Here is an 11343-nt window from a genome sequence, read left to right on the forward strand (position 1 = left end):
ATTTCCGAAACGGCCTGAGTACGGAGCACATGATGACCACGTCGAACGAGAAAATCGTTCAGGCACTGCGGGCCTCCCTCCAGGAGACCGAGCGGCTGCGCCGGCAGAACCGCGAACTGGTGGCGGAATCCCGGGAACCCATCGCGATCGTCGCGATGAGCTGCCGCTTCCCGGGCGGTGTCACCTCGCCCGAGGAGCTGTGGCGGCTCGTCGAGGAAGGCGGCGACGCCGTCTCCGGATTCCCCGCCGACCGGGGCTGGGACCTGGAGGCCCTCTACGACCCCGACCCCGACAACGCGGGCACCTGCTACGTCCGCGAAGGCGGATTCCTCGAGGGCGTCGGCGACTTCGACGCCGCGTTCTTCGGGATCTCGCCGCGCGAGGCCCTGATGATGGATCCGCAGCAGCGGCTGCTGCTGGAGACCGCGTGGGAGGCCTTCGAGCGGGCGGGCATCGACCCGGCCTCCGTACGCGGCAGCCGTACCGGTGTCTTCGCCGGTACGAACGGTCAGGACTACGCCCGCCTGTCCACCTCCCCCGAGGACTTCGACGGCTACCTGGGCACGGGCAACGCCGCCGCCGTCGTCTCGGGCCGGCTCTCCTACACGTTCGGGCTGGAGGGCCCGGCGGTGACGGTGGACACGGCGTGCTCGTCGTCGTTGGTGGCGCTGCACCTGGCCGCGCAGTCGCTGCGCAAGGGGGAGTGCTCGCTCGCCCTGGTCAGCGGGGTGACGGTGATGTCCACGCCGGGTGCCTTCATGGAGTTCAGCCGCCAGCGCGGGCTGGCCGCGGACGGCCGCTGCAAGCCGTTCGCGGCGGCGGCGGACGGCACGGGCTGGGCCGAGGGCGTCGGCATGCTGCTCGTCGAGCGGCTCTCGGACGCCGAGCGCAACGGCCACCGGGTGCTGGCGGTCCTGCGCGGCTCGGCGGTCAACCAGGACGGCGCCTCCAACGGCCTCACCGCCCCCAGCGGCCCCGCCCAGCAGCGGGTGATCCGCCAGGCGCTGGCCGACGCCGGCCTCGCCGCGTCGGACGTCGACGCGGTCGAGGCGCACGGCACCGGCACCGCGCTCGGCGACCCGATCGAGGCGCAGGCGCTGCTGGCGACGTACGGGCGGGAGCGCCCCGACGGGCGGCCGCTGCTGCTGGGAGCGCTGAAGTCGAACATCGGGCACACACAGGCCGCCGCCGGCGTCGCCGGCGTCATCAAGACCGTCCTGGCCATGCGGCACGGCATCCTGCCCGGGACCCTGCACCTGGACGAGCCCACGCCCCACGTCGACTGGTCGGCCGGCGGGGTGCGGCTGCTGACCGGGACCACCGCGTGGCCGCACACGGAACCCGGCCGGCCGAGGCGGGCCGGCGTGTCGGCGTTCGGCGTGAGCGGTACGAACGCCCACGTCATCCTCGAGCAGGCCCCGGAACCGTCCGTGACCACCGAACCGTCCGAGGCCACCGGACCGTCCGGTGCGACGGCAACCAGCGCCCTGGAGGCCGGCGAGACGAAGGACACCGCCGCCCGGCCGCTGCCGTGGATCGTCTCCGCGAAGGACGAGGACGCCCTGCGCGAGCAGGCGCAGCGCCTGCTCGCCTTCGCCCAGGAGCACCCGGAGCTCGCACCCGGAGCCATCGGCCACTCCCTGCTCACCACGCGCGCCGCGCTGCCGTACCGCGCAGCCGCCGTGGGCGCCGGGCGCGACGAGCTCCTTGCCGGTCTCACCGCCCTGGCGCGCGGAGAGAACGCCGCCAACGCCGTGCGGGGCGTGTCCGCCCGGAGGAGCAAGGTCGCGTTCCTGTTCTCCGGGCAGGGCAGCCAGCGGGTGGGGATGGGGCGGGAGTTGTACGCCGCCTTCCCGGTCTTCGCCGACGCCTTCGACGCGGTGTGCGCGCATCTCGACGGCGAGCTGGAGCGTCCGTTGCGGGACGTGGTGTTCGGCGAGGACGCCGACCTGCTGAATCAGACCGGTTTCACTCAGCCCGCGCTGTTCGCCGTCGAGGTGGCGTTGTTCCGCCTCGTCGAATCGCTGGGCGTGCGGCCGGACTTCGTTGCCGGGCACTCGATCGGCGAGCTCGCCGCCGCGCACGTCGCCGGTGTGCTGTCGCTGGCCGACGCGGCGGCGCTCGTAGCGGCTCGCGGTCGCCTGATGCAGGCCCTGCCCGCCGACGGTGTGATGGTGGCGGTGCAGGCGTCGGAGGACGAGGTCCTTCCGCTGCTCGCCGGCTACGAGGACCAGGTCGGCATCGCCGCGATCAACGGCCCCCAGGCCGTGGTCCTGTCCGGCGCCGAAGCGGCCGTCACCGAGATCGTGGCACGGCTCGCCGCCCAGGGCCGCAAGACCAAGGCCCTGGCCGTCTCCCACGCCTTCCACTCGCCGCTGATGGACCCCATGCTGGCGGACTTCCGGGCCGTGGCCGAAGGCGTCACCTTCTCGGCCCCCACGATCCCGGTCGTCTCGGCCCTCACCGGCACGCCGGTCCCGGCCGACGAGCTGCGCGACCCCGAGTACTGGACCCGGCACGTGCGCCGGCCGGTCCGCTTCGCGGACGCCGTCCGGTCGCTGGCCGCCGAAGGCGCGACGGCCTTCCTCGAGATCGGCCCCGGCGGCGCGCTGACCGCCCTGGCCCAGGACGTCCTCGACGACGAGTCCGCCGTCGCCGTCCCGGCCCTGCGCACCACCGACCGGCGCCCGGAGAACGCGGCCGTCGTCACAGCCCTCGCCCGGCTCCACGTCCACGGCATCCCCGTCGACTGGACCGCCCTCTTCGCCGGCCGCCACGACACCGGGCTCGTCGACCTGCCGACGTACGCCTTCCAACGCCGCCGCTACTGGCTGGAGTCCACGGCCTTCGCCCCCGACGCCGCATCGGCCGCCGACCCGGCCGAAGCGGGCTTCTGGGAGGCCGTCGAGCGCGAGGACCTGGCCGCGTTCGCCGACCGCATCGACGTCCGGGACGACGCCCCGCTGAGCTCTGTGCTGCCCGCCCTCTCCTCCTGGCGGCGCAGGAACCGCGAACAGTCGACGGTCGACGGATGGCGCTACCGCGTCGCCTGGAAGCCGGCCACCGGCCTCGAGTCGCCCGCGCTGAGCGGCACCTGGCTCGCGGTGACCCCCGCCTCCCACGCCGACGACCCCTGGGCCGGCGCCGTCGTACAGGCGCTGCGCGACCACGGCGCCGATGTGCGCCCGCTGGTCGTCGAGGCCGGCTGCGACCGCGAGACGCTCGCCGGGCGCCTGCCCGCCGACGTCACGGGAGTCGTCTCCCTGCTCGCCCTCGACGAGCGGCCGCACGCCCGGCACGCGGCGATGACCGAGGGCCTCGCCGCCACGCTGGCCCTGATCCAGGCCCTCGGCGACGCCGGCCTCGACGCCCCCCTGTGGTCCGTCACCCGGGGCGCGGTGTCCATCGGCTCCTCCGACCCCCTGCGCGGCACCCGCCAGGCACAGGTGTGGGCGCTGGGCCGGACGGCCGCCCTCGAGCACCCGGCGCGCTGGGGCGGATCCGTCGACCTCCCCGACGAGCTCGACGCCCGCGCCGCGCGCCGCCTGGCGGCCGTGCTGGCCGGCGGCGGCGAGGACCAGCTGGCGGTGCGCGGGTCGGGAGTGTTCGTACGGCGCCTCGTACGCGCTCCGCAAGGGGCGGTCACGGCGAAGGCGGCATGGCAGCCGCACGGCACCGTACTGATCACCGGCGGCACGGGCGCGCTGGGCGGGCACGTGGCCCGCTGGCTCGCCGGGGCCGGCACCGGGCGGCCGCACCTGCTGCTCACCAGCCGGCGCGGCCCCGCGGCGGACGGCGCCGGCCGGCTCAAGGCGGAGCTCGAGGAGCTCGGGGCCCGCGTCACGATCGAGGCCTGCGACATGGCCGACCGCGACGCCGTGGCCCGGCTGCTGGCGGGCGTACCGGAGGACGAACCGCTGACCGCGGTGTTCCACGCGGCCGGCGTGGGCACCCCCGCGATGCTCGCCGACACCACGCCCGCACAGTTCGCGGACGTCCTCGCGGCGAAGACCTCGGGCGCGGCGCATCTGGACGAACTCCTGGGCGACCGGCCGCTGGACGCCTTCGTGATGTTCTCCTCGATCTCCGGCGTCTGGGGCGCCGGCGGCCAGGCGGCCTACGCCGTCTCCAACGCCTCGCTCGACGCCCTGGCCGAACGCCGCCGGGCCCGCGGCCTGGCCGGGACGGCCGTGGCCTGGGGCCCGTGGGCCGACGGCGGCATGGTCGAGGACGGCGACGCCGAGGACCGGCTCCGCCGCCGCGGGCTGCCCGCGCTCGCCCCCCGGGCGGCGATCACCGCGCTGCGCGGGGTGCTCGACCGCGACGAGACCGCCGTGACCGTGGCCGACGTCGACTGGGGCCGCTTCGCGCCGTCCTTCACCCTGCTGCGGCCCAGCCCCCTGCTCGGCGACCTGCCCGAGGTACGGGCCGCCCTGGCCGCCGCCGACACGGACGGGAACGGCTGGACGGTCGCGACCGACGACCAGGTCCCCGCGTTCGTCCGGCGCGTGACCGCGATGAACGACAGCGAGCGCCGGCGCGCCCTGCTGGACCTCGTCCGCACCGAAGCGGCCGCCGTGCTCGGCCACGCAGGAACGGAAGCCGTCGCCTCCGACCGCGCTTTCCGCGAGCTGGGCTTCGACTCGCTCACCGCCGTCGAGCTGCGCAACCGGCTGACCAAAGCCACCGGCGTCCGGCTGCCAGCCACGCTCGTCTTCGACCACCCCTCACCCGCCCTACTGGCCGCGCATCTCGCCACCGAGCTCGGCACGGGCGCGGCGGCGAGCGCGCCCGCTGCCGCCACGCCGCCGACCGGCGCGGCCGCCGGTTCCGACGACGAGCCGGTCGCGATCGTGGCGATGAGCTGCCGCTACCCCGGCGACGTCCGTACGCCCGAGGACCTGTGGCGGCTCGTGGCCGACGGGAGGGACGCCGTCTCCGGCTTCCCCACCGACCGCGGCTGGGACCTCGACGCCCTCTACGACCCCGACCCCGACCGCCCCGGCTCGACCTACGCCAAGGACGGCGGATTCCTCTACGACGTGGGCGACTTCGACCCGGCGTTCTTCGGTATCTCGCCGCGCGAGGCGCTGGCGATGGACCCGCAGCAGCGACTGCTGCTGGAGATCGCCTGGGAGGCGTTCGAACGGGCGGGCATCGACCCGGCGTCGATGCGCGGCAGCAGCACCGGAGTGTTCATCGGCTCCGGCTACCAGGACTACGCGGCCCGGCTGCTGAGCGTGCCGCAGGACCTGGAGGGCTACATCGGCACCGGAAGCTCCGGAAGCGTCGTCTCCGGACGCATCGCCTACTCCTTCGGGCTCGAGGGCCCCACCCTGACCGTCGACACGGCGTGCTCGTCGTCGCTGGTCGCGCTCCACCTCGCGGCGCAGTCCCTGCGGCGGGGCGAGTGCTCGATGGCCCTCGCCGGCGGCGTGACCGTCATGTCCAGCCCGAACGCCTTCATCGAGTTCAGCCGGCAGCGCGGCCTCGCCCCCGACGGCCGCTGCAAGCCGTTCGCGGCGGCCGCCGACGGCACGGGCTGGGGCGAGGGCGCGGGCATGCTGCTGGTGGAGCGGCTGTCCGACGCGGTGCGCAACGGCCACAAGGTGCTGGCGGTCATGCGTTCCAGCGCGGTCAACCAGGACGGTGCGTCGAACGGTCTGACGGCCCCGAACGGTCCGGCGCAGCAGCGGGTGATCCGGCAGGCGCTGGCCTCGGCGGGGCTGTCGGCCGCCGACGTGGACGTGGTCGAGGCGCACGGTACGGGCACGACGTTGGGTGATCCGATCGAGGCGCAGGCGGTGTTGGCGACGTATGGCCAGGAGCGGCCGGAGGGCCGTCCGTTGTGGCTGGGGTCGCTGAAGTCGAACGTGGGTCACACGCAGGCGGCCGCCGGCGTGGGCGGCATCATCAAGATGGTGCAGGCGATGCGGCACGGCGTCCTGCCCAAGACCCTGCACGTGGACGAGCCGTCGCCGCACGTGGACTGGTCGGCGGGCGAGGTGCGGCTGCTGACCGAACCCGTCGAGTGGACGACGGACACCGAGGCACGCCCGCGCCGGGCCGGCATCTCCTCCTTCGGCGTGAGCGGCACCAACGCCCACGTCATCATCGAGCAGGCGCCGCACACCCCGGACGAGCCCCAGCTCCCGGCCGCCGACCCCGCCACCTCACGGCCGGTCCCGTGGCTGCTCTCCGGAAGCGGCGCGGAGGCCCTCCGCGAGCAGGCCGAACGGCTGCTCGCGCATGTGACGGCACGGCCGGAGCTCGGATTCGCCGACGTCGCGCTGTCGCTGGCCACCACGCGCGCGGCGCTGGAGCACCGCGCGGCCATGGTCGTCACCGACCGGGCGGCGGCGCTGGACGGCCTGCGCGCCCTGGCGGCCGGGGAGACCACGGGCCCGGAGGTCCGAGGCGTCGCTGCCGTGGACGGAAAGCTCGCGTTTCTGTTCTCGGGGCAGGGGAGTCAGCGGGTGGGGATGGGGCGGGAGTTGTACGCCGCGTTCCCTGTCTTTGCTGATGCCTTCGACGAGGTGTGCGCCCACATGGACACGCATCTCGACCGCCCGCTGCGGGATGTGGTGTTCGGCGAGGACGCCGACCTGCTCAACCAGACGGGCTTTACTCAGCCGGCGTTGTTCGCCGTCGAGGTGGCGTTGTTCCGCCTCGTCGAGTCGTGGGGCGTACGGCCCGACTACCTGGCCGGGCACTCGATCGGCGAGCTCGCCGCCGCGCACGTGGCCGGTGTGCTGTCCCTCGCCGACGCGGCGGCGCTCGTAGCGGCTCGTGGCCGTCTGATGCAGGCCCTGCCTGCCGGTGGTGTGATGGTCGCGGTGCAGGCGTCGGAGGACGAGGTCCTTCCGCTGCTCGCCGGTTACGAGGACCGGGCCGGCATCGCCGCCGTCAACGGCCCGCAGGCCGTGGTCCTGTCCGGCGCCGAGTCGGCGGTCACCGAGATCGCCGCACGGCTCGCCGCCCAGGGCCGTAAGACCAAGGCCCTGGCCGTCTCCCACGCCTTCCACTCGCCGCTGATGGACCCGATGCTCGCCGACTTCCGCAAGGTCGCCGAGAGCGTCTCCCCCACCGCTCCCGACCTGCCGGTCGTCTCGACGCTCACCGGCCGGCCCGTCACCGCCGAGGAGCTGTGCGACCCCGAGTACTGGGTGCGGCACGTCCGCCATGCCGTGCGCTTCGCCGACGCCGTCGGGGCGCTGGCCGCCGACGGCGTGACCGCCTTCCTCGAGATCGGCCCCGGCGGCGTCCTGACCGCCCTCGCCGACGCCGTCCTCGACGGCCGGGCGGACGCCGTCGTCGCCGCTCTGCGCACGGACCGACCCGAGGAAGCCGCCCTGACCACTGCCCTCGCCGGGCTCCACGTCCACGGCGTGAGCGTCGACTGGGCTGCCCACTTCGCCGGCCGCGACGACGCCCGCGTCGTCGACCTGCCCACCTACGCCTTCCAGCGCCGCCGCTACTGGCTCGACACCGGGCCGGCGGCCGGAGACCTGACGAGCGCCGGCCTCCGGTCCGCCGAACACCCCCTGCTGGGCGCCGCGGTGGCGCTCGCCGACGGCGAGGGCGCGGTGCTGACCGGGCGGCTGTCGGTGGCGGCCCAGCCGTGGCTGGCCGAGCACGCGGTCATGGGCTCGGTGCTGCTGCCCGGCACCGCCCTCGTCGACCTCGCCCTGCGCGCGGCGGACGAGGCGGGCTGCGACCACCTCGAGGAGCTGACCCTGCGGGCCCCGCTCGCGCTGCCCGCCGAGGGCGCGCTGCAGCTGCAGGTCACCGTCGGCGCCGCCGACGACGCCGGGCGCCGCACGGTCCAGGTGTACTCCCGCCCCGACGGCACCGACCCGGACACCCCGTGGGTGTCGCACGCCACCGGCGTCCTCACCCCGGCCCCGGTCCCCGACACCGCGCAACCCGACCTCTCCCAGTGGCCCCCGGCCGGCACCACCCCGGTGCCCACCGAGGGCTACTACGAGCGCCTGGCGGAACTCGGCTTCGGCTACGGGCCCGTGTTCCAGGGCCTGCGCGGCCTGTGGCGCGCCGACAACGACAGCGACTTCAAGGACGAGGTGTACGCCGAGGTCGCGCTGCCCGACGGCACGGACGTCGCCGGCTTCGGCGTCCATCCGGCGCTGCTCGACTCGGCCCTGCACGCCGTGGGCCTGGGCGGGCTGCTGCCCGACACCGGTCAGGGCCGCGTGCCCTTCTCGTGGAGCGGCGTGCGCCTGTACGCCACGGGCGCGACCTCGCTCCGTGTTCGGCTGCGCCCGGCCGGCGGGGACGCGGTGTCCCTCCTGGTCGCGGACGCCACCGGCCGGCCCGTCGCCTCCGTGGACTCCCTGGTCCTGCGCCCCGTGACGGCCGATCAGCTGGGCGCGGGCGCCGGCCGGCCCGTCGAGCACCAGGACGCGCTGTACCGCCTCGCCTGGCCGGCCGTCCCCCTGCCCGAGTCCGCCCCCCGGTCCGTGTGCGCCCTGCTCGGTGCCGCCGAGCCTGCCCTCGCGGAGGGCCTCGAGAGCCACCCCGGCCTCGCCTCCCTCGCCACCACGGCCGCGGACACCGTGCTCGTACGGTCGGACATCCCCGGCGGCGACACCGCCGAGGACGTCCATGCCGCCACCCGCTACGTCCTCGGGCTGGTGGGGGAGTGGCTGAGGGAGGACCGGTTCGCCCGGTCGCGGCTGGTCCTGCTCACGCGCGGTGCCGTCGCCCCCCTGCCCGGCGAGACCGTGACCGACCCGGCGCAGGCGGCCGTCTGGGGCCTCGTACGGTCGGCGCAGACCGAGAACCCGGACCGCTTCGTCCTGCTCGACGTCGACGACGACCCCGCCTCCGCCCGTGCCCTGACCGCCGCCCTGGCGGCCGGCGAGCCCCAACTCGCCCTGCGCCACGGCACCGCGTACGCACCCCGGCTCGCCCGCCGGACGGCCGGGGACGCCCTGCGCCCCGCCCCCGGGGTCACCGGCTGGCGCCTGGCGACCAGCGGCACCGGCACCCTCGACGACCTGGCACTGACGGAGAACCCCGCCGCCACCGCGCCGCTGGGCGAGGGCCAGGTGCGCATCGCCGTGCGCGCCGCCGGCGTCAACTTCCGCGACGCGCTCATCGCCCTCGGCATGTACCCCGGCGCCGCGACGCTCGGCAGCGAGGCCGCCGGCGTCGTGGCCGCGACCGGGCCCGGAGTCACCGGCCTCGCGCCCGGCGACCGGGTCATGGGCATGATCCCCGACTCCTTCGGCCCGCTGGCCGTCGCCGACCACCGCATGGTGACCCCGATGCCCCGGGGCTGGACGTTCGCCGAGGCCGCGTCCGTACCGGTCGTCTTCCTCACCGCCTACTACGCCCTGGTCGACCTGGCCCGCCTGCGCCCCGGCCAGTCGCTGCTGGTGCACTCGGCCGCCGGCGGCGTCGGCATGGCCGCCACCCAGCTCGCCCGGCACCTGGGCGCCGAGGTCTACGGCACGGCGAGCCCCGGCAAGTGGGCGGCGCTGCGGGCCGGCGGACTGGACGGGAAGCACCTGGCGAACTCGCGCACCCTCGCGTTCGAGCAGGCCTTCCTCGAGGCCACCGGCGGCCGGGGCGTGGACGTCGTGCTCAACTCGCTGGCCGGCGAGTACGTCGACGCCTCGCTGCGCCTCCTGGCCGACGGCGGGCGCTTCCTGGAGATGGGCAAGACCGACGTCCGCGACCCCGGACAGATCGCCGGAGCCCGCCCCGGCGCGTCGTACCAGGCGTTCGACACCATCGAGGCGGGGCCGGACCGCATCGGCGAGATGCTGCGCGCGCTCGTCGAGCTGTTCGAACGCGGCGTGCTGCGGCCGCTGCCCCTCACCTGCTGGGACGTCCGCCAGGCACCCGAGGCCCTGCGCCACCTCAGCCAGGCCCGGCACGTCGGCAAGCTCGTCCTCACCGTCCCGGCCGCACCCGACCCCGAGGGCACCGTGCTCGTCACCGGCGCCACCGGAGCGCTCGGCGGCACCGTGGCCCGCCACCTGGTGACCGCGCACGGCGTCCGCCACCTGCTGCTCACGAGCAGGCGCGGCCCGGCCGCCGAGGGCGCGGCCGCCCTGCGCGAGGAACTGCTCGCCCTGGGCGCCGAGGCCGTCACCGTGGCCGCCTGCGACGCCGCCGACCGCGACGCGCTCGGCGCGCTGCTGGCGGGCATCCCCACCGCGCACCCGCTGACGGCCGTGATCCACGCGGCCGGGGTGCTGGACGACGGCCTGGCCGCCTCCCTCACCCCCGAGCGGCTGGAGGCCGTGCTGCGCCCCAAGGCGGACGCCGCGCTCCATCTGCACGACCTCACGCGGGAGGCGGACCTGTCGGCCTTCGTGCTGTTCTCCTCCGTCGCCGCCACGCTCGGCAGCGCCGGCCAGGGCAACTACGCGGCGGCCAACGCCTACCTGGACGCCCTCGCCCAGCGGCGGCGCGCGGCCGGGCTGCCCGCCGTCTCCATGGCCTGGGGGCCGTGGGCCGACGGCGGCATGGCCGACGGCCTGGACGAGCGGGGGCAGAGCCGCATGGCCCGCTCCGGCCTGGTCTCCTTCCGCGCGGCGGAGGGCCTGGAACTCTTCGACGCGGCACGGCTCGGCGAGCAGGCCGTCGCCGTACCGGTGCGCTTCGCCTCCCCGGCCGCGGCCGGTCCGGACGGCGAGGCACCGGCCGTCCCCGCGGTCCTGCGCGGCCTGGTCCGTACGCCGGCGCGGCGCACGGCCGGGGCCGCCGCGGCCGCGACGGCTTCGGGCGGGGACGCCGACGGCCTGCGCCGGCGCCTCGAGGGCCTGCCGGAGGCAGAACATAGCGGCATCCTGCTGGACGTCGTCCGCGCACACGTCGCGGCCGTCCTCGGCATCGGCGGCCCGCAGGAGGTCGAGCGGAACCGGGAGTTCAAGGCCCTCGGCTTCGACTCGCTGACCTCCGTCGAGCTCCGCAACCGCCTCAACGCCGCCACCGGGCTGCGGCTCCCCGCGACCCTGGTGTTCGACTGCCCCACGCCTCTCGCGCTCGCCGAGCGGATCCGGGCGGACCTGGCACCCACGGGGACGGACCCGGCGCTGTCGGCCCTGTCCGTGTTCGGCGAGCTCGACAGGCTGGACGCGGCCCTCGCCGCGGTCGGCGCGGACGACGAGCTCGTACGCTCCCGCGTCCGCACCCGGCTGCAGAGCGCCCTCGCCAGGCTCAGCGAATCGCCCGCGGACCCGGCGGAGCCGGCCGGTGCGGACGGCGGGGCCGACGGCGGGGCCGCGTCCGACGAGCGCCTCCAGACGGCCACGATCGACGACATCTTCGACCTCATCGACCAGGAACTCGACGGTGCCTGACCGCCCCGAC

1 protein-coding gene is annotated in these 11343 nt (G+C 75.8%); it reads left to right on the plus strand.

Annotated features, from left to right (window positions below; translation table 11 throughout):
- Window positions 1-32 precede the first annotated feature (32 nt).
- Entirely contained in the window at window positions 33-11333 is an 11301-nt protein-coding gene (locus IE295_RS04415) for a type I polyketide synthase (RefSeq protein ID WP_190062063.1), read from the plus strand.
- The last annotated feature ends 10 nt before the right edge of the window (window positions 11334-11343 follow it).

It is taken from the genome of Streptomyces griseocarneus (assembly GCF_014655595.1).
GTDB lineage: Bacteria > Actinomycetota > Actinomycetes > Streptomycetales > Streptomycetaceae > Streptomyces > Streptomyces griseocarneus.

Excerpts from the sequence above, each read along its gene's own strand:
- IE295_RS04415 (WP_190062063.1), top strand. The coding sequence starts at position 33 with ATGACCACGTCGAACGAGAAAATCGTTCAGGCACTGCGGGCCTCCCTC.